General features: G+C 61.5%; 24 protein-coding genes. All 24 read right to left on the bottom strand.

From position 1 onward, the window contains the following. Positions 1 to 19 precede the first annotated feature (19 nt). The gene (gene flhB / locus U873_RS0132840; protein WP_025132294.1) at positions 20 to 1,195 is read right to left on the bottom strand and encodes a flagellar biosynthesis protein FlhB; all 1,176 of its coding nucleotides are present in this window, start codon (positions 1,193 to 1,195) and stop codon (positions 20 to 22) included. A gap of 3 nt (positions 1,196 to 1,198) precedes the next feature. Continuing rightward, entirely contained in the window at positions 1,199 to 1,981 is a 783-nt protein-coding gene (fliR, locus tag U873_RS0132835; protein ID WP_025132293.1) for a flagellar biosynthetic protein FliR, read from the bottom strand. A gap of 3 nt (positions 1,982 to 1,984) precedes the next feature. Beyond that, positions 1,985 to 2,254, bottom strand: coding sequence for a flagellar biosynthesis protein FliQ (gene fliQ, locus U873_RS0132830; RefSeq protein WP_011059988.1), 270 nt, complete (start codon positions 2,252 to 2,254; stop codon positions 1,985 to 1,987). A gap of 24 nt (positions 2,255 to 2,278) precedes the next feature. Beyond that, positions 2,279 to 3,028, bottom strand: coding sequence for a flagellar type III secretion system pore protein FliP (fliP, locus tag U873_RS0132825; protein ID WP_025132292.1), 750 nt, complete (start codon positions 3,026 to 3,028; stop codon positions 2,279 to 2,281). Then, positions 3,028 to 3,471 (bottom strand): flagellar biosynthetic protein FliO, encoded by a 444-nt coding sequence (gene fliO, locus U873_RS0132820; RefSeq protein ID WP_025132291.1) that lies wholly within the window; start codon positions 3,469 to 3,471, stop codon positions 3,028 to 3,030. Before fliO ends, fliP begins: the two co-directional genes overlap by 1 nt. Next, positions 3,472 to 3,933, bottom strand: coding sequence for a flagellar motor switch protein FliN (gene fliN / locus U873_RS0132815; RefSeq protein WP_025132290.1), 462 nt, complete (start codon positions 3,931 to 3,933; stop codon positions 3,472 to 3,474). Between the two features lie 55 nt (positions 3,934 to 3,988). Continuing rightward, on the bottom strand, positions 3,989 to 4,957 hold the full coding sequence (fliM, locus tag U873_RS0132810; protein ID WP_025132289.1) for a flagellar motor switch protein FliM: 969 nt from the start codon (positions 4,955 to 4,957) through the stop codon (positions 3,989 to 3,991). Positions 4,958 to 4,966: 9 nt separating this feature from the next. Further along, on the bottom strand, positions 4,967 to 5,467 hold the full coding sequence (gene fliL / locus U873_RS0132805) for a flagellar basal body-associated protein FliL (RefSeq protein WP_025132288.1): 501 nt from the start codon (positions 5,465 to 5,467) through the stop codon (positions 4,967 to 4,969). A 219-nt stretch (positions 5,468 to 5,686) separates the two neighbouring features. Further along, positions 5,687 to 7,087 carry a flagellar hook-length control protein FliK gene (locus U873_RS0132800; protein ID WP_025132287.1) on the bottom strand — a complete coding sequence of 467 codons (1,401 nt, stop codon included), beginning with the start codon at positions 7,085 to 7,087 and terminating at the stop codon, positions 5,687 to 5,689. A 97-nt stretch (positions 7,088 to 7,184) separates the two neighbouring features. Next, entirely contained in the window at positions 7,185 to 7,529 is a 345-nt protein-coding gene (locus tag U873_RS0132795; RefSeq protein ID WP_025132286.1) for an Hpt domain-containing protein, read from the bottom strand. Positions 7,530 to 7,559: 30 nt separating this feature from the next. Beyond that, positions 7,560 to 9,266: a fused response regulator/phosphatase gene (locus U873_RS0132790; protein ID WP_025132285.1), complete on the bottom strand. Its 1,707-nt coding sequence runs from the start codon at positions 9,264 to 9,266 to the stop codon at positions 7,560 to 7,562. Between the two features lie 5 nt (positions 9,267 to 9,271). Next, the gene (locus tag U873_RS0132785; RefSeq protein WP_011059979.1) at positions 9,272 to 9,577 is read right to left on the bottom strand and encodes an STAS domain-containing protein; all 306 of its coding nucleotides are present in this window, start codon (positions 9,575 to 9,577) and stop codon (positions 9,272 to 9,274) included. A gap of 87 nt (positions 9,578 to 9,664) precedes the next feature. Then, the gene (gene fliJ / locus U873_RS0132780) at positions 9,665 to 10,114 is read right to left on the bottom strand and encodes a flagellar export protein FliJ (RefSeq protein ID WP_025132284.1); all 450 of its coding nucleotides are present in this window, start codon (positions 10,112 to 10,114) and stop codon (positions 9,665 to 9,667) included. Positions 10,115 to 10,120: 6 nt separating this feature from the next. Then, complete coding sequence (gene fliI, locus U873_RS0132775; protein WP_025132283.1) at positions 10,121 to 11,479, bottom strand: flagellar protein export ATPase FliI; 1,359 nt, start codon at positions 11,477 to 11,479, stop codon at positions 10,121 to 10,123. After that, a complete protein-coding gene (gene fliH, locus U873_RS0132770; RefSeq protein ID WP_025132282.1) occupies positions 11,469 to 12,311 on the bottom strand; it encodes a flagellar assembly protein FliH in 843 nt (280 codons plus the stop codon). The genes fliI and fliH overlap by 11 nt, the downstream gene beginning before the upstream one ends. Positions 12,312 to 12,320: 9 nt before the next feature. Next, positions 12,321 to 13,340, bottom strand: coding sequence for a flagellar motor switch protein FliG (gene fliG, locus U873_RS0132765; protein WP_011059975.1), 1,020 nt, complete (start codon positions 13,338 to 13,340; stop codon positions 12,321 to 12,323). Then, complete coding sequence (gene fliF / locus U873_RS0132760) at positions 13,333 to 15,120, bottom strand: flagellar basal-body MS-ring/collar protein FliF (RefSeq protein ID WP_025132281.1); 1,788 nt, start codon at positions 15,118 to 15,120, stop codon at positions 13,333 to 13,335. The genes fliG and fliF overlap by 8 nt, the downstream gene beginning before the upstream one ends. Positions 15,121 to 15,135: 15 nt before the next feature. After that, entirely contained in the window at positions 15,136 to 15,462 is a 327-nt protein-coding gene (gene fliE, locus U873_RS0132755; protein WP_025132280.1) for a flagellar hook-basal body complex protein FliE, read from the bottom strand. A gap of 128 nt (positions 15,463 to 15,590) precedes the next feature. Beyond that, the gene (locus U873_RS0132750; protein ID WP_025132279.1) at positions 15,591 to 17,000 is read right to left on the bottom strand and encodes a sigma-54 dependent transcriptional regulator; all 1,410 of its coding nucleotides are present in this window, start codon (positions 16,998 to 17,000) and stop codon (positions 15,591 to 15,593) included. A gap of 5 nt (positions 17,001 to 17,005) precedes the next feature. Beyond that, complete coding sequence (locus U873_RS0132745; RefSeq protein ID WP_177330341.1) at positions 17,006 to 18,199, bottom strand: PAS domain-containing sensor histidine kinase; 1,194 nt, start codon at positions 18,197 to 18,199, stop codon at positions 17,006 to 17,008. A 127-nt stretch (positions 18,200 to 18,326) separates the two neighbouring features. Next, on the bottom strand, positions 18,327 to 19,802 hold the full coding sequence (locus tag U873_RS0132740) for a sigma-54 dependent transcriptional regulator (protein ID WP_025132277.1): 1,476 nt from the start codon (positions 19,800 to 19,802) through the stop codon (positions 18,327 to 18,329). A gap of 170 nt (positions 19,803 to 19,972) precedes the next feature. Then, positions 19,973 to 20,269: a hypothetical protein gene (locus tag U873_RS0132735; RefSeq protein ID WP_025132276.1), complete on the bottom strand. Its 297-nt coding sequence runs from the start codon at positions 20,267 to 20,269 to the stop codon at positions 19,973 to 19,975. Between the two features lie 11 nt (positions 20,270 to 20,280). After that, positions 20,281 to 20,676 carry a flagellar export chaperone FliS gene (gene fliS, locus U873_RS0132730; protein ID WP_025132275.1) on the bottom strand — a complete coding sequence of 132 codons (396 nt, stop codon included), beginning with the start codon at positions 20,674 to 20,676 and terminating at the stop codon, positions 20,281 to 20,283. A gap of 130 nt (positions 20,677 to 20,806) precedes the next feature. Continuing rightward, entirely contained in the window at positions 20,807 to 22,225 is a 1,419-nt protein-coding gene (gene fliD, locus U873_RS0132725; RefSeq protein WP_025132274.1) for a flagellar filament capping protein FliD, read from the bottom strand. Between the last annotated feature and the right edge of the window lie 68 nt (positions 22,226 to 22,293).

The following is a 22,293-nucleotide window of genomic DNA, read 5'->3' as shown; positions in this document are numbered from 1 at the left end:
CGGAGCCTTGCCTGCTCCCCTACAGCGGCTCGATGGGACCCGAGGAAGACTGCTTGCCGGAAGTATCGCGCCGCAGATCCGGTGGAATCGGCAGGTCCTTGAGCGGGTCCGGGCGCTTGCCCTTGCCTGCGCGGTGTTGGCGGATCTGGTAGACGTAGGCCAGCACCTGGGCCACCGCCAGGTAAAGCCCGGCAGGAATCTCTTCCTCAAGCTCGGTGGAGTAGAAGATCGAGCGCGCCAGGGCCGGCGACTCCAGCAGCATGACTTGGTGAGCCACGGCAATTTCGCGAATCTGCAACGCCAGGAAGTCACTGCCCTTGGCCAGCAGCACCGGCGCCCCGCCCTTCTCGGCGTCATACTTGAGCGCCACGGCAAAATGCGTCGGGTTGGTGATGACCACGTCGGCCTCCGGAATCGCCGCCATCATCCGCCGCTGGGACATTTCACGCTGCAGTTGGCGAATCCGCTGCTTGACCTCCGGTCGCCCCTCCTGGTCCTTGTGCTCGTCGCGCACCTCCTGCTTGGTCATCAAGAGTTTCTTGTGGGCCTGATACAACTGCACCGGCACATCCACCGCGGCAATCAGGATCAGGCCGCAAGCCATCCACAAAGTGCTCCAACCCACCACCTGAATGCTGTGAATGATCGCCAACTCAAGAGGCTCGTGGGCGATACGCAACAGGTCGTCAATGTCCGAAGACAGCACCGACAGCGCCACGAACAGCACCAGGGCGAACTTGGCCAGGGCCTTGAGCAGCTCGATCAGCGCAGTGGGCGAGAACATCCGCTTGAGTCCGTTGGCCGGGTTCATCCGACTGAACTTGGGGGCCAGGCTCTTGGCCGCGAACAGCCAGCCCCCGAGGGAAATAGGTCCGATGATCGCCGCCAGCAACAGAGTCAGCAGTACTGGCTGCACCGCCAGGATGGCGATCTTGCCCGAATGCAGCAGGTACAGCCCCATGGCGCCAGGACTGAGCAGCACCTCCCGAGGCAGGGAAAAGTTCAGGCGCATGATTTCCAGCAGGTCCCGAGCCAGGCCACCGCCATAGATCAGCAGGCCACCGGCCCCGGCCAGCATGATCGCCAGGGTATTGAGCTCTTTGGAGCGGGCAATCTCTCCCTTTTCCCGGGAGTCTTTCTTGCGCTTCTCCGTGGGCTCTTCTGTCTTGTCCTGGCCGCTCTCGCTCTCTGCCATGACTCAGCGCGCCTTTGCCAGTTCACGTAAAAACTGCAGGGCCTCGGAGGCCAGCGGCTGATACTGATTGAGAATGTCCGCCAGGCTGATCCAGACGATGCCCATGCCCAGCACCAGGGTCAGGGGAAAACCGATGGAGAAGATGTTCAGCTGCGGCGCCGCCCGGGTCATGACGCCAAAGGCGATGTTGACCACCAGCAAGGCCGTGATCGCCGGCAGCACCAGCAGCAGGGCCGCACCCAGGACCCAGCCGAGCTTGCCCGCCAGCTCCCAGTAGTGATTGACCATCAGGCCTGCGCCCACCGGCAAGGTGGTGAAGCTTTCGGTGAGCACCTCGAAGACCACCAGGTGGCCGTTCATGGCCAGGAACAGCAAAGTCACCAACATGGTGAAGAATTGCCCGATCACTGCCACCGACACACCGTTGGTGGGGTCGACCATGGACGCGAAGCCCATGCCCATCTGGATCGCCACGATCTGCCCGGCCACCACGAAGGACTGGAAGAACAACTGCAGGGAAAACCCCAGCACCGCGCCGATCAGGATCTGCTCGGCGATCAGCAACAGGCCGCTGAGGTCCAGGGCATGCACCTCGGGCATCGGCGGCAGGCCCGGGGCGATGACCACGGTAATCGCCAGGGCAAAGTACAGCCGCACCCGCCGAGGCACCAGGGTGGTACCAAAGATCGGCATCACCATCAACAATGAGGCGACCCGGAACAGCGGCAACATGAAAGACGCCACCCAGGAACCGATCTGGGTGTCGGTAAGCGCCAGCAAGGACATGGCTCAGCCAATCAACTGCGGAATACTGCCGTACAACTGACGGATGTATTCCATGAAGGTTTGCACCAGCCAGGGCCCGGCCACGATCAGGGTCACCAGCATCACCAGCAGGCGCGGGAGGAAGCTCAGGGTCTGTTCGTTGATCTGGGTGGCAGCCTGGAACATCGCCACCATCAGGCCCACCAGCAGGCTCGGCACCACCAGCACGGCAACCATCATGGTCGTCAGCCAGAGCGCTTCGCGAAACAGGTCTACCGCGACTTCCGGAGTCATTGTCGATCACCCGCTAACAAGGTTTTAAACACCACCGAAACTGCCCGCCAAGGTGCCGATGATCAACGCCCAGCCATCCACCAGGACAAACAGCATGATCTTGAACGGCAGGGAAATGATCAGTGGCGAGAGCATCATCATGCCCATGGCCATCAGCACACTGGCCACGACCAGGTCGATGATCAGGAACGGAATGAAGATCATGAAACCGATCTGGAAGGCGGTCTTCAGCTCCGAGGTCACGAAGGCCGGCACCAGGATGGTCAGCGGCGCCTGGTCGGGGCTGGCGATGTCGGTCCGCTTGGACAGGCGCATGAACAGCTCGAGGTCACTGCTGCGGGTCTGCGCCAGCATGAAGTCCTTGATCGGTACCTGGGCCTTGGCAACCGCATCCTGGGCCGTGAGCTTTTCCGCCAGGTAGGGCTGCAGCGCGTCCTGGTTCACCCGGTCGAACACTGGGGCCATGATGAACATCGTCAGGAACAATGCCATGCCGGTGAGGATCTGGTTCGACGGCGTCTGCTGCAGGCCCAGGGCCTGACGCAGGATCGAGAAGACGATGATGATCCGGGTAAAGCTGGTCATCAGCATGACGAACGCCGGAATGAAGCTCAGCGCGGTCATGATCAGCAGGATCTGCAGGCTGACCGAGTACTCCTGCTGGCCGCTGGCGTTGGTGCCAAGGGTGATCGCCGGGATCGACAACGGGTCGGCCGCCAGCGCCAGCGGCGCTACCAGCAACAGCGCCAACGTCAAGAGGATGCGCAACGGCATTACTTCCTATCCTTCTGGTCCTTGCCCAACAGCTCCATCAGGCGCTGGGCGAATTCGGGCGTCGCCTGTTCGCTACTGGGCACCTGCACCGGCTCCTTGAGCACATGCAGCGGGGTGATGGTGCCAGGAGTCAGGCCCAGCAGAATCTGCTCATTACCGACCTGCACCAGCACCAGGCGATCCCGCGGCCCCAAGGCCCGGGAGCCGATCAGCTCGATCACCTGGCCCTTGCCGGAAGGGCCGGCCTGTTGCACCCGCCGCAGCAACCAGGCGAGGAAGAAGATCAGCCCGATCACCAGCAGCAGCCCCAGCACCAGCTGAGTCAACTGCCCACTGACGCTGCCCGCCGCCGGCACCGCCGCCGCCACGGTCGTGGTCGCCACCGGCTCTGCTGCCAGAGCGCTCAGGGGCAAACCAAACAGGATGCCTAGCAGCCGGTTCATTTAGCGCAACTTCTTGATGCGTTCGCTGGGGCTGATCACGTCGGTCAGGCGAATGCCGAACTTCTCGTTGACCACCACCACCTCGCCATGGGCGATCAGGGTTCCGTTGACCAGCACGTCCAGCGGTTCGCCGGCCAGGCGATCCAGCTCGATCACCGAGCCCTGGTTGAGCTGCAGCAGGTTGCGGATGTTGATATCGGTGCTGCCGACCTCCATGGAGATCGACACCGGAATGTCGAGGATCACATCAAGGTTGGGACCGTCGAGGGTGACCGGATCATGGTTCTTCGGCACGCTGCCGAACTCTTCCATCTGCAGGCGCCCGGAGCCTGACGCGGCACCGGCGTCAGCCGCCAGCAAGGCGTCGATATCGGCCTGGCCGGCATCACCGGTCTCTTCCAGCGCAGCAGCCCATTCATCGGCCAGCGCCTGGTCGTCCTGGGAGTTAATTTCGTCAGCCATCTTGGGTCCTCGACGGGCAAAAATTCATTGAACAGCAAACAGGTTGGAGCGCCGTTCAGCGACGCTCGATCGGCTCGATCACTTGCAGTGCCAGGTTGCCCTTGTGGGAACCGAGCTTGACCTTGAACGACGGCACGCCGTTGGCCCGCATGATCATGTCTTCCGGCAGCTCTACCGGGATCACATCCCCCGGCTGCATGTGCAGGATGTCCCGCAGGCGCAACTGGCGTCGGGCGACCGTGGCGCTCAGTGGCACCGCCACGTCCAGCAGGTCTTCGCGCAATGCCTTGCTCCAGCGCTCATCCTGGTCATCCAGGTCGGACTGGAAGCCGGCGTCGAGCATTTCGCGGATCGGCTCGATCATCGAGTACGGCATGGTCACGTGCAGGTCGCCGCCGCCACCATCGAGTTCGATGTGGAAGGTCGACACCACGATGGCCTCGCTGGGACCGACGATGTTGGCCATGGCCGGGTTCACTTCGGAGTTTATGTACTCGAAGTTGACCGGCATGATTGCCTGCCAGGCTTCTTTCAGATCGACGAAGGCCTGCTCCAGCACCATGCGCACCACCCGCAGTTCGGTCGGGGTGAATTCACGCCCTTCGATCTTCGCGTGCCGGCCGTCGCCGCCAAAGAAGTTGTCCACCAGCTTGAACACCAGCTTGGCGTCGAGAATGAACAGCGCGGTGCCGCGCAGCGGCTTGATCTTCACCAGGTTGAGACTGGTGGGCACGTACAGCGAGTGCACGTACTCACCGAATTTCATGACCTGCACGCCACCCACCGCCACATCAGCCGAACGACGCAGCATGTTGAACATGCTGATCCGGGTGTAGCGGGCGAAACGCTCGTTGATCATCTCCAGGGTCGGCATGCGTCCGCGGACGATGCGATCCTGGCTGGTCAGGTCGTAGCTTTTGACGCTGCCGGGTTCGGCTGCGTGTTCGGTCTGTACCAGACCGTCGTCGACGCCATGCAACAGCGCATCGATCTCATCCTGGGACAGCAGGTCCTGCACGGCCATGTCGTGTTCCTACTGCAGTACGAAGTTAGTAAAGAGCAACTGCTCGACGACCACTTTGCCCACCTCTTTCTGCGCCACTTCCTGGACGCTGGCGGTGGCCTTCTGGCGGAGCATTTCCTGACCGACCGGAGTCGCCAGGGTCTCGAAACTCTGTCCGGAGAAGAGCATCACCAGGTTGTTGCGGATAACCGGCATATGCACTTTCAGTGCATCCAGGTCAGCCTGGTTGCGTGCCAGCAGGGTAATGCTCACCTGCATGTAGCGCGGCCGGCCGTTCTGGGTGAAATTGGTGACAAAGGCCGGGGCCATGGACTCGAAAATCGCCGCAGGCTTGACGTTGCTGGCGGTTTCCGTTGTCACCGCAGGCTTGCTCTGCGCGCTGTGCATGAAGTACCAGGTGGCACCGACCGACAAGCCGATGGCCAGCAACAACGCCAGGACAATCAACAGGATAAGCTTGAGTTTGCTTTTCCCTGCGGTGGGTTTTTCTGCTGCTTCGCTCTTCGCCATGCCAATAATCCGTCACTATTCGGGGGTTCACAGTCGCACGGCAAGGCAAGAGCAAGTGTTATGCCAGATTTGTCAGAAATGAAGGGATGAACGGCAGAGGGGGATCAGACAGGGGCAACCCCACGACTTGCGCGCTCGGGATTGCCTCAGGGAACCGGGCCCATGAAGGGCCGGGACAGCGTTGCAACATCGGGCGGGAGCTCATGCCCCCGCCACGAATCAGGCGTAATAGTCGACAGCGCTGGAACCGATGACCGTCTGCACCGGGACGTCCACTGCCGCCACGGCGTTGCTCACCTCATCCTCGCCAGCGTCCAGGCGACTGCCACTGGTGCTGGAGCCGCTACCGCGGTTCTGCCCCTGCTGGGCCTGCTCCTGACCCTGCCAGCCACGAGACTGGTCGGAAACGTTGACGTCGACCTGCCCCAGGCCTTGCTGGTTGAACATGTCGCGCATGCGGTGCATTTGCCCTTCCAGGGCCTCACGCACTCCGGCATGGGCGCTCATGAAGGTGACCTGGGTCTGCTGGTCCGGGATCATGTGCACGCGGATATCCAGGCGCCCGAGTTCGGCCGGCTGCAGCTGGATATCGGCCGATTTGAGGTTGGTGCTCGACAGGTACATGACCCGGTTGACCACTTCGTCGGTCCAGCCGCTCTGGTGCATGGCCAATGGCTGGTTGACCGGCGTCGCATTGGCGGTCTTCGGCGTCGCGGCCTGGGTCAAAGCCGCCAGACGGTTGGCGAAGTCGTCCACACGGGTATCGCTGGAAGCCCCCTTGAGGTCTTTCAAGCCTTCGGCGACCAACCCGGCAAAAGCCTTCTCGCCCCCTTGCTCGGTGCTGCTCTTGCCGGCCTGCTGCTCCAGCATGCCAGCCATGCCGTTGGCGAAGTTCTGCACCGAGGCCAACTGGCCGTCGGCCTCGGCATTCGCCGGCGCCGCCTTGGGCTGTGACTGGCTGGCGGCCGAGACGTGCCCGCCCTGCTCCATCGCCAGGCGCAAGACAGGCAAGGCATCCAGCGGATCGGCTTCGGGATCGAACTCGGCCTTGGCCGGCTCCGCGGCTGCCACCACGGCAGCCGCCACCGGTGGCGGCACCGCCACCGGCGCAGCCTCGACCTGAGGCTGCGGCGCCACAGGAGCCGGCGCCGGGGCCTCCACGGTTGCCGGCGGCACCTGCACCAGCAGGCTCGGGTCCAGTGACGGATCACTCGGCGGCGTCTCGGTTTGAGCAGTGTCAGCCTGGGCCTTGTCGGCCGGCTTGCTGTCGTCGCTGGCGGTGGTTTTGCTGTCACCGCTGACGGGCTTGTCGGCAGGCAAGGTCTTGCCGCTATCGGCAACCGCTGGCTGCGACGCGGCAGACTGATTGTTGCCCACATCCTTCTTCGGACTGTTGTCGGCGCTCTTGTCGCGCACCGGCTTGGGGGCGCTGTCCGCAACCGTCAGGGGCTTGCTCTGCGGCGCGCTCTGGGACTCCTTGGCATAGAGCTGCGCAAAGCTGGACGCCCGGTCTCCAGGCTGGGCAACGCTTGCCAGAGGATTGGCAGGTGCCACCTGAGTCTTGGACTGAGGATTGGCCTGAGCGGTGGCCTGAAGGAGCGAATTGGGGGTAACAGCCATGGACAGTCTCCGCTGCACGGGGATCATAGGTACAGTTGCGAGACTTGACTGCAAGGGTCGAGCCAGCTTTATCAAGCGGCTGATAAAAAATTGTTTCTCAGCAATGGTAGCGCTGCAGTTCCTGCTCGCACAGGCGCCGGACAATGGCGAATTCGCCATCGATCTCGCCCACCAGTTGGCGAATGCCATCACCGGCCGGCTGCGCGGCCCGCACCTCCAGTTGATGACAGAGCTCGGCCAGGCGAATGGCCCCCATGTTGCTGCTGCTGCCCTTGAGGCTATGAGCCGTGGCGACCAGCTGGAGCGCATCCTCGGACTTGCGCAGCACGCGCACCCGCTCCGCGGAATCGCAGACGAAGGTGTCCAGCAGGACCGGGTATTCATCCTCCATGACTTCCTGCAATGCGTTGAGCACGGTGTGGTCCAGATGTATCTCAGCCACTTGTTCACTCCTTGATCAAGAACCCGCGAATTATGCCAGAGCCTCCCAGGAAAACTCCACGCAGACGCTGCGCCCGTCATCGGCCCAGACCGCTTGCTGGCTCATCTGCCGAACCAGACTGACACCGCGCCCCGACAAGCGCCCGGCATCGTTGGGCCGGGCCAGGACCGCAGCGACGTCGAAGCCTTCACCGCTGTCTTCGACCCGCACTTCCAGGCGCCCGCCAGTCTCCAGAGGCTGCACCTGCAGATGCACCCGGACAAAACCATCCTGCAACTGCGCCAGCCTGGCAGTGCGCTCGCGATAATAGCGGGTAAACCCCTCGGCATCGCGCTTGAGCCGGGAGTCGAGCTTGAGCACGCCGTGCTCCAGGGCATTGGAATAGAGTTCGGCCAACACGCTGTACAACGCGCCGCTCTGGGAGCGCAGGCCATGCACCTCGAGCAATAGCTGCAGCAGATATGGCAAGGGGTTGAAACGCTTGAGGGTGGCGGCGCGAAACTCGAAACTCACCGACCAGTCCAGCGGACAGGACTGGCCGCTGTCGGAGTACACCAGGGCCGGCGGCGCCAGCCTGGGCAACTCGGGCAGACTGACCTCGACCATGCTCACATCATCCCTGGCGCGCCCGCCAAACGCCTCCAGGGCCTGTTGAACCTCTTCGAACAGCCGGTCTTCCTCGCGGTTGTCGGCAAATACCTGCTGCAAACGCTCGACACCAAACAGCTCCTCCTCGGCATTACAGGTATCGATGACACCGTCCGACAGAAGGAACACTCGATCTCCCGGAGCCATGGGAAACACTTCAGTGCTGTCCTCGAAGGACTCGCCCGTCAACACCCCGAGCGGCAAGTGACGAGCCACCAGGGGTGTTCGCACACCGCTGGCCTGGCGATACAGATAGCCTTCGGGCATGCCACCGTTCCACACCTCTACCGCCCGGCGCTGAAAGCTCAGGCACAGCAGGGTGGCGCAGCAGAACATGTCCACCGGCAGGATGCGCTTGAGCTTGGCATTCATCTCCCGCAGGGTTTCCGGCAGGCCGTAACCCTTGGCGGTCATGCCGTAGAACACCTCCGCCAGGGGCATGGCCCCCACCGCCGCCGGCAGGCCGTGGCCGGTGAAGTCTCCCAGCAGCACATGCATGTCGCCCGCCGGGGTGTAGGCCGCCAGCAACAGATCGCCATTGAACAGCGCATAGGGCGATTGCAGGTAGCGGATATTCGGCGCATCCAGGCAACCGGAGTGGGCGACCTTGTCGAAGACCGCCTTGGCCACCCGCTGCTCGTTGAGCAGGTAATCATGGTGGCGGGTGATCTGGTCACGCTGCTGCAGCACCGTTTCCTGCAGGCGCCGCAAGCGGTCCATGGCATTGATCTTGGCCCCAAGGACCACCGGATTGTAGGGCTTGGCCAAAAAGTCGTCGCCGCCGGCCTCGAGGCAGCGGGCCAGGGCCTCTTCTCCACTCAAGGACGTCAGGAAGATGATCGGCACCAGGGTTTCACCCGCCAGAACCTTGATCTGCCGAGCAGCCTCGAACCCGTCCATCACCGGCATCATCGCGTCCATCAAGACGATATGCGGACGCTGGCTGGCAAACAGCGCCAAGGCCTCGGCCCCATTGCTGGCCACCAGCACCTGATGCCCCTGGCGGCGGATAATGCTGGACAGCAGCAAACGGTCTGCCGCGCCGTCTTCGGCAATCAGCACACACAGGGACTCGGCCATCGAGCGCATACCGCTCAACTGATGTCGAAAAGCTTGTCGAAGTTGGAGATGGCGAGGATCTTGCGCACATCCGAATTGCTGTTGATCACCCGTACGTCGGCATTGTCGCCACCGGCGTGATCCCGCAACAGCAACAGCATGCCCAGGGCCGAGCTATCGAGGTAGGTGGCTTCCTTGAGGTCGACGACGATGGACTCCGGCGTCCGATTGAGCCGCTCATAGGATTCGCGAAACTCCTGGTGGCGCCCGAAATCAAAACGCCCCCTGATGGAAATGGTGAGCTTCTGCCCGTCCGGGGATATTTCTGTTACGACCGACATGAGACTGCTTCCTTGTCATTGGCGACTTCTAGAAGGTTTAGCACCCACTCGCCAGCCGGACAACCTGCACAGGGAAAATGAGCGGGATCAGTAAGGACTCTGACGAGGCAGGCGCTGGGAAAGTTCATCCAGCAGCTTCTGCTCGCGCTTGTCCTCCAGCACCCGGGCCTCGTCGATATAACGCTGGACCAGCTTGCGCAGCCCTTCCACCCGCGCATAGGCCTGCTGCCAGGTTTCCCGCGCACGATCGAGGTTGTTCTGATGCCAGGCCAGGCTTTGCCGTTGCTGGCCTACCGCAGTATCCAGCTGGCTGAGAAAGTACTGATAGTTCAACAGCCAATGGCCGGATACCCCGAGCTTGCCGCGCTCGACCCACTGCTCCTGGTAGTCGCCGCGATAGCGCTCCAGATCCCCCAGCTTGCTCTCGGCCAAACGCACCTGGCCATGGAAGTACTCCAGGCGCTGGGCGGCGGTGCGCTCGGCGCTTTCGGCCATGTCCACCACCGGCGCCAGGCGCGCCGCACGGCTGTCGGCCATGGCCCGTTACCCGCCCGCAGCCGGAGAGAAGAGCATGTCCAGGTGGGTCTGGCTGTGACCGAGGCTGACATTGTCGTTCAGCCCCTGACGCAGGTAGCCCACCATCGCCGGATGCAGGGCAATGGCGGTATCGGTATCCCGGTCGCCGCCGGCGACATAGGCGCCGACGCTGATCAGGTCGCGAGCCTGCTGGTAGCGAGACCAGAGCTGCTTGAAATACTGCGCCCGCGCCATGTCTTCGGGGCTGATCACCGCCGGCATGACCCGGCTGATGGAGGCCTCGATGTCGATCGCCGGGTAATGCCCCTCCTCCGCCAGGCGTCGGGACAGCACGATGTGCCCGTCGAGCACACCCCGCGCCGAGTCGGCGATCGGGTCCTGCTGGTCATCGCCTTCGGACAGCACGGTATAGAACGCCGTGATCGAGCCACCACCGGCCTCGGCATTGCCGGCGCGCTCCACCAGCTTGGGCAGCTTGGCGAACACCGAAGGCGGATAGCCCTTGGTCGCCGGCGGCTCGCCGATGGCCAGGGCGATTTCCCGCTGGGCCTGGGCGAAACGGGTCAGGGAGTCCATCAGCAACAGGACATTCTTGCCCTTGTCGCGAAAGTATTCGGCGATCCGCGTGCAGTACATCGCTGCGCGCAATCGCATCAGCGGTGCATCGTCCGCGGGCGAGGCCACCACCACCGAGCGCTTGAGCCCTTCCTCGCCAAGGATATGCTCGATGAACTCCTTGACCTCACGACCCCGCTCACCGATCAGCCCGACCACAATGATGTCGGCCTCGGTGAAGCGGGTCATCATGCCCAAAAGCACACTTTTGCCCACCCCGGTACCGGCGAACAGGCCGAGTCGCTGGCCGCGCCCCACCGTCAACAAACCGTTGATGCTACGAATCCCCACATCCAGCGGCTGGCTGATGGGATCGCGCTTGAGGGGGTTGATGGTTGGGCCGTCCATCGGCACCCAGTCTTCGGCGCGCATCCCGCCCTTGCCATCCAGCGCCCTTCCCGCGCCGTCGAGCACCCGCCCCAGCATGCCCATGCCCATGGGCAGGCGCCCGGTGTCGGCCAGGGGCACCACGCGAGCCCCGGGAGCGATCCCGGTGACGCTGCCTACGGGCATCAGGAACACCTTGCTCCCGGAAAAGCCCATGACTTCCGCCTCGACCTTGACCGGGTGGTAGCTGTCATCATTGATTACCAGACAGCGGGTGCCCATGGCAGCGCGCAGGCCCTCGGCCTCCAGGGTCAGGCCGACCATGCGCAGCAAGCGGCCTTCCAGGATTGGCTGGCCCGGCAGTTCGATCGCCTCGGCGTAACCGCCCAGGCGCTTGCCGAAGCTGGTGCGGTCAAGGCGCATCGGAATGGTCCGGCTCGGTCGCGGCCTCAGGCTCTGCCGGCGGATCTGCAGCGCCCACATCCGCCACTGGCGGTGTGCGCGGACCGAGGTCCAGGCTCAGGTCGGCCGCAGCCGGGTGCAATGACTGTTCGTGCAATTGATCGAACAGCTGATCCATGGCCTGGGTAATTCGGGTTTCGATGCTGGCATCGATCCGGCTGTGCTCGGTCTCGACCCGGCAGCCGCCCGGCAACAGCGCCTCGTCCTCGACGATGCGCCAGCTTTCCTCGTGCCGTTCGCGCAGGCTCTTGACCTGCTCGAAGTCCTGCGGATTGACGTACAGGCGCACATTGCCGACCCCCAGGGGCAACAGCTTGAGCGCCTCGCGCATGACATGTTCGATCTGGCTGGAATCCATCGCCAGTTCACGCTGAATCACCTGGCCAGTGATGTGTTTCACCAACTCCACCAGGGACTTTTCAATTTGCGTGTCCTGCTCGGCGATGGGCTCGAAGAGGTTGACCATCAACTGCTCGAGCGCCTGCAGTTTGGCGCTCAGGGCCGCTTCGGCTTCCTGGCGGACCTTGAGCGTAGTGCTGTGGAAACCTTCCTTCTCGCCGGTGGCAAAGCCTTCGTTGTAGGCTTCCTGACGAATGCTTTCGAGCTCTTCGAGGGTCAGCGGCTGGACTTCATCCAGCGGCACTTCCTCGATTTCCTCCTGCACCTCTTCAGGCTCGGGTTCAGGCTCAGGTTCCGGCTCGGGGTCAAAACTGGGCAGCGCCCAGACGTCAAAATCCTCGACGTCCCGGGCGCGAATCAGTTCGCTTTGGGATTCATCACTGCTGGACGACATAAAGCGACCTTAGATCATTTCTTCGCCGCCCTTCCCGCCGAGAACGATTTCTCCGGCTTCGGCCATACGGCGGGCAATAGTGAGGATTTCCTTCTGCGCGGTTTCCACGTCGCTGACGCGCACCGGCCCCTTGGCTTCCAGGTCGTCGCGCAGCAGTTCCGCCGCACGCTTGGACATGTTCTTGAAGATCTTCTCCTTGACGCCTTCGTCCGAGCCCTTGAGGGCCAGCACCAGCACATCGGAAGACACTTCGCGCAACAGCGCCTGGATACCGCGGTCGTCGACATCGGCGAGGTTGTTGAAGACGAACATCAGGTCTTCGATCTGACCGGACAGGTCTTCGTCGACTTCGCGGATCGAGTCCATCAGCTGGCCTTCGATCGAGCTGTCGAGGAAGTTCATGATGTCGGCCGCGCGCTTGATACCACCCAGGGTGGTACGGGAAGCGTTGGAGTTGCCGGAGAACTGCTTCTCGAGAATCTGATTCAGCTCCTTCAGCGCCGCCGGCTGCACGGTGTTCAACGAGGACACCCGCAAGATGATGTCCAGGCGCGCCTTGTGGTCGAAGTTGCCGAGCACTTCACCGGCCTGATCCGGGTCCAGGTAAGCCACTACGATGGCCTGGATCTGCGGGTGCTCGTAGCGAATCACGTCGGCCACGGCCCGCGGTTCCATCCACTTCAGGCTGTCCAGGCCACTGGTGTTGCCGCCCAGCAGGATCCGGTCGATCAGGCCGTTGGCCTTGTCTTCGCCCAGGGCCTGGGTGAGCATTTTACGTACATAATCGTCAGAGCCGACGCCGAGGCTGGTCTGGTCGCCGACGATGTCGACGAACTCGCTCATCACCTGCTCGACCTGCTCACGGTGCACGTTGCCCATTTGCGCCATGGCCACACCCACACGCTGGACCTCTTTGGGCCCCATGTGGCGCAGCACTTGCGCGGCATCGGTGGACCCCAGGGACAGCAGCAGAATCGCGGCTTTGTCGACCCGGGTCAGTTTGGCGGTAGCGGCTCGGTTATCACTCATCTGCGTTAATCCACTCTTTCACGACCTGAGCCACACGACCCGGATCTTCAGCCACCAGACTCTTGATTGCGTTCAACTGAGCGTCATAACCCTCGCTCGGGCTCGGCAGCAGGATGCTTTGCGGACCACCGAGGCTGACTCGGTCATTGCCCAGCTCGCCATCCAGGCCACCCATGCCACCCAGTTCGACATCACTGCCAAGACCCGCCAGTTGCTTGCCTTTGCCACCGCCGGTGATGTTGTTGAGCACCGGACGCAGAACGCCGAACACCAGCACCAGGATGAACAGCACGCCCAGGACCTGCTTGACGATGTCCCAGAACCACGGCTGCGAGTAGAACGGGATATCGGCGACCACTTCCCCGCGCTCGGCGGAGAACGGCACGTTGATCACGCTGACGCTGTCGCCACGGCTGGCATCGAAGCCCACCGCGTCCTGCACCAGGCGGGTGAAGCGCGCCAATTCGTCGGCGCTCCAGGGCGCACGGCTGGTTTCGCCGTTGGCCGGATTGACCTTGACCTGATCGTCCACCACCACGGCTACCGACAGACGATTCACCCGTCCCTGCTGCTGCTTGGTATGGCTGATGGAACGGTCGAGCTCGAAGTTCTTGGTGGATTGTTGACGCTTGTCCGCCGGATAGGGCGCAAGCATCGGCTGGCCAGTGGCCGGATCCATGATCTGCTGGCCATTGGCGTCCAGCAGTGGCTGCCCAGGCTGCACCATGCCCGCGGCGGCAGTGGCACCACCGGTGGTCTGGGGGGCCGAGGCCGGTGCTGGCGGCTGATTGCTCAGAGCACCTGGCACACCTTGCGGGCCATTGCTGCTGGAGCGCTGCTCGTTGACCGACTGCTCGCTGCGCAGGGCCGGCTGGTCGGGGTTGAACTGCTCGGAGGTGGACTCCACTGCACTGAAGTCGACATCTGCCGAGACTTCTGCCTTGTAGCGATCGTTACCCAGCACCGGCTGCAGGATGTTGTGCACCCGCTGGGTCAACATGCTTTCCAGGCGGCGGCTGTAATCGAACTGCTTGCCGGCCATGGTCAGTGCGGAGTTTTCCGCCTGGTCGGACAACAGGTTGCCCTTCTGATCCACCACGGTGACCTGGGACTTGGTCAGTTCGGGAACACTGGTGGCCACCAGGTTGATGATGGCCATGACCTGGCCAGGCTCCAGGGAGCGGCCGGAGTACAACTCCACCAGCACCGAGGCGCTAGGCTTGCGCTCATCACGGACAAAGACCGAGCTTTTCGGAATCGCCAGGTGCACCCGGGCACCCTTGACGTTGTTCAGGCTGGAGATGGTGCGCGCCAGCTCGCCCTCCAGGCCGCGACGGTAACGGGTCGCTTCCATGAACTGGCTGGTACCCAGGCCCTGTTCCTTATCGAGAATCTCGAAGCCGACGTTGCCATCACCCGGCGCGACGCCGGCCGCGGCCAGTTTCAAGCGGGCCCGGGACAGGTCATCGGCCTTGACCAGCAAGGCCCCAGAATTGGGTTCGACGGTGTAGGGAATGTCGGCAGAGGCCAGGGTTTCCATCACCTGCTTGGCATCCATTCCCGCCAGACTGCCGTACAGCGGCCGGTAGTCGGGTTGCTGGGACCACAGCACTACGGCAAAACCAATCGCCACACTGGCGGCCAGCCCCACCAACAGGCCGACCTGACGCAGCATGGTCATCTGGGACAGGTTTTCCAGGAAGGACAAACCGAACAGCGGCGGTTTGCCGTCTATCGGGGTGGCCTTGGCCGGTACGTTATCGGCGACTGCTTCTGCCATGACTCAATCTCGTCCTTAAACCGGCATCTGCATGATGTCTTGATACGCTTGAACCAGCTTGTTGCGCACCTGGGTCAAGGCTTGGAAAGACACACTGGCCTTTTGCGAGGCAATCATCACATCCGTCAGGTCGACACCGCTCTTGCCAATTTCGAAGGCGCTGGACAGCTGATTGGATGCCTGCTGAGTGTCACTGACCTTGTTCACCGCCTGGCCAAGCATGTCAGCGAAGCTGCTACCACTGACCTCCGCCACTGCGGCGGATTTAGGCTGCGACATGGCGTCCATCTGCATGGCCCGCATATCCAGCATCAACCGATTAAATTCAACACCTTGGCTCATGGTCTACTCTCTCTGACGACCCGCATTTTTTTGACGCTCACTCCGCGGTTAGTGAGGTGTTAGCAACAAGGGTGCCAGCTCCATGGCCCAAACCGACAAAAGCCCGTCCGGGCCTCAAACAACCCTCATCAGGTCGCAAACAGATAAGCCTCGACGTCCATTCCGGCGTCACGCATCTGCGCCAGCTTGTAGCGCAGGGTGCGCGGACTGATGCCCAGGCGCTCCGCCGCCTCCTTGCGCCGCCCACGTTCGGAACGCAGGGTATCGATGATCATCTGGAACTCCCGACGCCGCAGATCGTCGCCCAGGCCGCCCGACTCCTGGGGAGCCAGGTCAGCCTCCCCTGCCGCGCCACGTGCGGGCAGTTGATGACTGACAGGCGCCAGGGCTGGTAGCGGCGCACAGGCCACCGGTCCGGCAAGGCAGAAATCTTCCGGCTGGATCAGGCCACCCTGCTGCAGGATCAATGCACGCTGCAACGCGTTGTCCAATTCGCGGACATTGCCCGGCCAGGGATAGGCCACCAGGCAGGCCTGGGCCTCGGCCGACAGCCTGGCAGCGGCATGCTTCATTTTATTGACGTGCTTGGCCAGCAAACGCTCAGCCAGCGGCAGAATATCGGCGGTGCGCTCACGCAATGGGCGCCAGGCCAGGGGAAACACTGAAAGACGGTAATACAGGTCCTCACGAAAACGTCCGGCCGCGACCTCGCCAGCCAGGTCGCGGTTGGTGGTGGCCACCACTCGGATATCCAGGGTGATCGGTTTGCGCGCCCCCACTCGCTCGACCTCACGCTCCTGCAACACCCGCAGCAACTTGGCCTGCAGGCCGAGGGGCATTTCCGAAATCTCGTCGAGCAGGATGGTGCCGCCGTCGGCCTGTTCGAACTTGCCGGGCTGAGCGGCAATGGCGCCGGTGAAGGATCCTTTCTCATGCCCGAACAAGGTGGCTTCCAGCATGTTGTCAGGGATCGCCGCACAGTTGATGGCGATGAATGGCTGGCGGGCTCGATGGGAATGCTGGTGGATGTAGCGCGCCAGCACTTCCTTGCCAGTACCGGACTCGCCGGAAATCAGCACCGTGGAATCACTGCGTGCGACCCGTGCCGCCAACTCCAGTAACTGCGCACTGGCTGGCTCGAAGGCCACCGGCCCCTCACCCTCTCCTGCACCAAGGCAACCCAGGGCATGACGCGCCACCAGCTCGAGCAGGGCACGCGGCTCGAAAGGCTTGACCAGGTAATCCGCCGCTCCTTGACGCATGGCCTCCACGGCACGCTCCACCGCACCATGGGCGGTCATCAGCAGCACCGGCAGTTGCGGTTGGCGGGTGCGCAACAGGCCCAGCAGTTGATGCCCATCCATGCCAGGCATGTTCACATCGCTGACCACCAGATTGAAGGACTCCACAGCCACTGCCTCCAGCGCCTCTTCGGCACTGCCGACCGCCTTGTAGTCATGACCGGCCAACAGCAGGGTATCCGCCAGGGCCTCGCGCAATGCACGATCGTCTTCAACCAGTAACACCTTGATTGCCATTACCTTCACTCCACTCCATGAGCGCTGGAGAACAGAGGCAATGTCACCAGCGCACAAGTACCGCGCCCGGGACGCGAGCGCAGCGACAATTCTCCCTGATGAGCACGGGCCACCGCCTTGACCACCGTCAGGCCAAGCCCGGTTCCGTTGGCCTTGGTGGTAAAGAAGGGCTCTCCCAGACGCTCCAGAACCGCAGCATCGATACCACTGCCACTGTCACTGATGCACAGCCGCAAGGTGTCACCGCGGCTGTACAGGTGCACCTTGAGACGCACCGCGCCGGCGCTGGCCTGGATCGCGTTTTCGATCAGGTTGAGCAAGGCTCCCACCAGGGTGTCGCGATTGCACAGCAACTCTCCATGGTGGCTGTCGCACTGCCAGCGCACGGCAGCATCCTGGACATGGGTCAGGGCCGCGGCCTGCAGCGATTGCAGCAGCAACTTGGGAGTCAGGCGATCGGTCAGGGGCAGCTCGCCGCGGGCAAACACCAGCATGTCGCGCACCTGGTGCTCCAGCTCGTGCAGGCGCTCCTTGAGCTTCCCAGCGAAACGTTGTTGAGTGGCCACCGGCAGCTCCTGTTCCGCCAGATGACTGGCATACAGCAGCGCAGCCGACAGCGGCGTGCGAATCTGGTGCGCCAGGGAGGCCACCATCTTGCCCAGGGACGACAGGCGCTCGTGCCGGGCCAGTTGATCCTGCAGGTGACGGGTTTCCGTCAAGTCATTGAGCAGCACCAACTGCCCCGGCTCGGCATCCAGCGAGCGGGTGGAGATCGACAGGCGACGACCGTCGCGTAGAGAGATTTCATGCCCGTCGTCTTCGCGAGGCGCGAAGCTGCGAGCAATGATGCTGCGCCACAGCTGCCCCTCCAAAGGCAACCCCAGCAACTCGCACGCCGCTGGATTGGCCTCAGTGACAATGCCATGGCCATCGATGACGATGACCCCGCCCGGCAACAGGTCGAGAAGGTTCTGCAGACGATTGGCCAGACGCTCCTTTTCCGCCAGCTCCTGCATGCGCTGGGCACTCACCACCGCCAACTCGCCCTTGAGCTCGGTCACCCGGGCCTCGAGCATGCTGTAGGAGTCAGTAAGTTGGCTCGACATCTGGTTGAACAAGGCAAAGGCCTGCTCAAGGCCCAGCCGGCTTGCCTGCTCTACGGACGACGATTGCCCCTGAGCATCAGGGACAGGAGACATCTGGGCGGCTTGGGGCATTGTGCTCTCTCGCGTGGCTGACCGTCAGTTAAACGGAACGTTGCAAGAGGCTTAGCAATACCCGTGCCTAAAAAAAACCGCCCATCTTTCAATGGGTTGAAAACAGGCGTCAATCATCCGCCTGCTCATCACCCTCGCGACGGCTCATGCCGTACTTGCGCATCTTCTCCACCAGCGTGGTACGCCGGATGCGCAGCCGCTCTGCAGCCCGCGCCACGATGCCATTGGCATCGTCCAGCGCCTGCTGGATCAGACCCTGCTCCAGGCTGCCGAGATAATCCTTCAGATCCAGACCTTCGGGCGGCAGCATGGCGGTGGCAGCAAAGTCCGGTGCATGACCATTGATCGCCACCCGCTCTTCCAGATCGCTGCGCAGGCTGTCCACCATCTGCTCGTCTTCATCGTCGACGTAGCGGAACTTCTTCGGCAACTCGACCACACCGATCACCCCATAGGGGTGCATGATCGCCATGCGCTCCACCAGGTTGGCCAGCTCACGAACGTTGCCCGGCCAGCCGTGCCGGCACAGGGACATGATGGCTGCGGAATTGAAGCGGATCGAACCGCGCTTTTCGTGCTCCATGCGCGAAATCAGCTCGTTCATCAGCAGTGGAATGTCTTCCACGCGCTCACGCAACGGTGCCATTTCGATCGGGAACACATTGAGGCGGTAGTACAGGTCCTCACGGAAGCTGCCAACCTCGATCATGCTTTCCAGGTTCTTGTGGGTGGCGGCAATGATTCGCACATCGACACCCTGGGTCTTGTTACTGCCCACGCGCTCGAAGGTACGCTCCTGCAGCACCCGCAGCAGCTTGACCTGCATCGGAAGCGGCATGTCGCCAATTTCATCGAGAAACAGCGTGCCGCCATTGGCCAGCTCAAAGCGTCCAGCGCGACTGGTGATCGCCCCGGTGAACGCCCCCTTCTCGTGACCGAACAGCTCACTTTCCAGCAATTCTGCCGGAATCGCTCCGCAGTTGACCGGGACAAAAGGCGCATCACGGCGCTTGGAGTGGTAGTGCAGGTTACGTGCTACCACTTCCTTGCCGGTGCCGGACTCCCCCAGGATCAGCACGCTGGCGTCGGTATCCGCCACTTGCTGCATCATTTGGCGCACGTGCTGAATCGCACGACTGGTGCCGACCAGGCTACGGAACAGGTTGGGTTCGCGATGACGACCGCGCTCGCGGGCCTGATCGTACATTTCACGATAGACCTGGGCTCGGTGCAGGGAATCCAGCAATTTGCTGTAGCTGGGAGGCATTTCCAGAGTGGAAAGCACACGACGACGCTGATCTTCCGGCAGATCAATGGAAGAATTTTCGCCCATGAGCAAAACCGGAAGGAACTCATCCCAGGTAGAGAGTGTCTTTAACAGGCCCAGAAGTGCACCAGGAGCGTTTACAGTCCCGATGAGGACACAAATCACTTCACGACTTGACGACAAAGAGCCGACAGCCTGCTGCCAGTCATGGCTACCGCAGGGTAAATTTTCCTCGCCGAGAAAATTTAAAATCACCGCCAGGTCGCGGCGGCGCACGCTATCGTCATCGATCAGCAGAATTTTGGTTTCACGCCACATGCAATAGCAACTTCCCTAGTCAACTCAATGCCCAGAATGAGGGGCAAGCTAGACGCCTTGTAGGCATTTTCTACCGTATAGACGCCTGAAATCTGAAAACAGCCACTAGTTAAGTCAAAAATGCGTGCACAGTCAAATTTATGGCGCGCAATGTTCGGATCAACTCGACATTAACCGAACAAATGGTAAACCTTTGCCGCGTTCTTCGCTTGCTGGATCTGCGACATCTCGTCGACTATCGCCTGCCGCTCACCAGTCGCCACCTCAAGCAACTGCCGGTAAACCCCCAGCAGCTCCTCCAGATTGTCGCGCAAGGCAACTTCATCGACCTGAGCCTCGCCGAGTACGTCCTCCATGCATGAACGACAAGCCAAGTCCAGCTCGCCAATGGCTTGCCAGTTGCGCTCGGCCAAGGCACCGACCAATGCCTCACGGGTTTCTTCAATGCGTTGCAGGACAGCACTCATGGCGTTTCTCCTTAAAACTGCGGACCCGGTGCAGCGATGGCATCCCAGCCTTCCTTGACCGTACGCAGTAGGTCAGCGACCTCATCGAGAATCTTCGGATCGGTCTTGATATTGGCCTCGGCCAAACGCTTCATCATGTAGGTGTATAGGTTATCCAGCTCGGTCAGAGACTCTGATGAGTTCTCCAGATCCAGCCCTTCACGCAAGCCGCCGATGATGCCGATGGCCTTGCTGATGAGAATTCCTTTGTTGGCAACGTCCTTGCGGTCGATCGCGCCCTTGGCCTGAGCAATACGATCCAGGCCACCTTCCATCAGCATCTGCACCAGACGATGAGGGCTTGCTTCGGAGGTCTGCGCCTGCGCACCGATTTTCTGGTACTGCCGAAGGGCTAACATCGGATTCATGTAATACCTCTTCAAAACTCAAGGGTTCGTATAAAGAATGTATCGACGCAACGTCAAAAAACTTTAGGTCAAATACAAAAGCCCGGAGCGCTGGATAGACGCTGCCGGGCTTTTGGCACAGGCTTAATTATCAGCCTTTTTTCTGTGCGTTCATTGCTTCAAACATCGAGGTGATATTATTCGCAGTAGCCTTCAATTTACCCACCAGAGTATCCATGTCGTTGTACTTTTTGGTGAGCACAGCGGTCAGAGAATCCACCCGACGATCCAGCGCCAGCTGATCATTGGCCAGCTTGGTCTTGGTACGGGTCAAGGCATCGTTACGAGTATCGAGAATCCCCCCCGTTTGAGTGTAAGGAGTGATCGCCTTGGTCATCCGCTCCAGAAGACCGTTATCACCTGTGAAAAGGTTCTGCACCTCGCCACCCAGCTTCTTGTCGTTCATCGCCTGATCAAACTTGACGGAGTTGAAGTTCAAGTTACCGGTCTTCTGATCCGTCGTAATACCCAATTGCGAGAGAACGGTCAGACGATCACCACCGCCGCTCTCTGCCAATGGGCCACGCATCGCCGCCAGAATCGAGCGCGGCATGGCATCACCGGTCAGAGCAGCAGCAACGGTCGGCTTGCCATCATCATCCAGGGAAGGCTTGGTGTATGAAGTAATGGCTGTGGAGACAGCGTTGTAAGCATCCACGAACTTCTGGATAGACGCCTTCAGACCATCATTGTTCGGAGCCACCAAAACCTGGGATTTACCTGGCGCAATCAAGACCATCGACAGACCAGAGACAGTCTTATCCAACTTGTTGGTGGCGCTGGTGATTGCCATGCCATCCACAGTGAATTTCGCGTCTTGGGCAAAACCACCTACAACTCCAGAAGAATTTGCGGTGATCGGATCATCTACCGTGCCCTTGGGCATCAGTTTCGTACCATCAGCCTCCAGCCCGGGAATACCACTGAGGGTGATATCCGAGCCGGCGCCCGTGTTGGACGAGCTCACCACCAAACGAGAACCAAAGCTATCGGTTATTACGTTGGCACTGAAGCCGCTGAACTGATACTTGTTGTTCAGGGCCTTGGCAACAGAATCCAGAGTCGAACCGGCAGGCACATCAAGATTGTAGCTCTTGGTACCTTGGGCAATATTCAACACCCCTGCTGGAACAGCGGCCGAGGAACCGCCCGCAAACGCTGAAGTGGCAACCTTGGAACCAGTCGCAATTTGCGCGACTTCGATATTATAAACGCCGTTGACCGCCGAGTTATTGGCCGTAACAGCCAAGGTTTTGGGCTCGGACGTAGTGGCAGAAAAGCCGGTAAACTGCGGCTGCTCCGGATCGGCCAGCGTCTTCATGGTCGACTGAAAGGTCGCCAGCAGCGACTTCAGGGAGCCGATAGCAGAGATCGACGCGGTGTTAGCCGTGGTCCCACGATCAATCTGCCCCTGCTTGGCCGCTTTATCAGCGTTGACCAATGCCTTGACGATAGCGCCGGTGTCCAGGCCGGACCCTAGACCTGTACCCGGTAGAATTGGACTCGCCATGTAGAACTCCCTTTAGTGTCTCGCCGGTCTTTTGACCACTACAACGCCCAAAAGAACATAGCAACAAA

The organism is Pseudomonas sp. PH1b (assembly GCF_000633395.1).
GTDB lineage: Bacteria > Pseudomonadota > Gammaproteobacteria > Pseudomonadales > Pseudomonadaceae > Aquipseudomonas.
The sequence above is the reverse complement of the archived record's forward strand: the minus strand, read 5'-3'. Positions and strand labels throughout refer to the sequence as shown.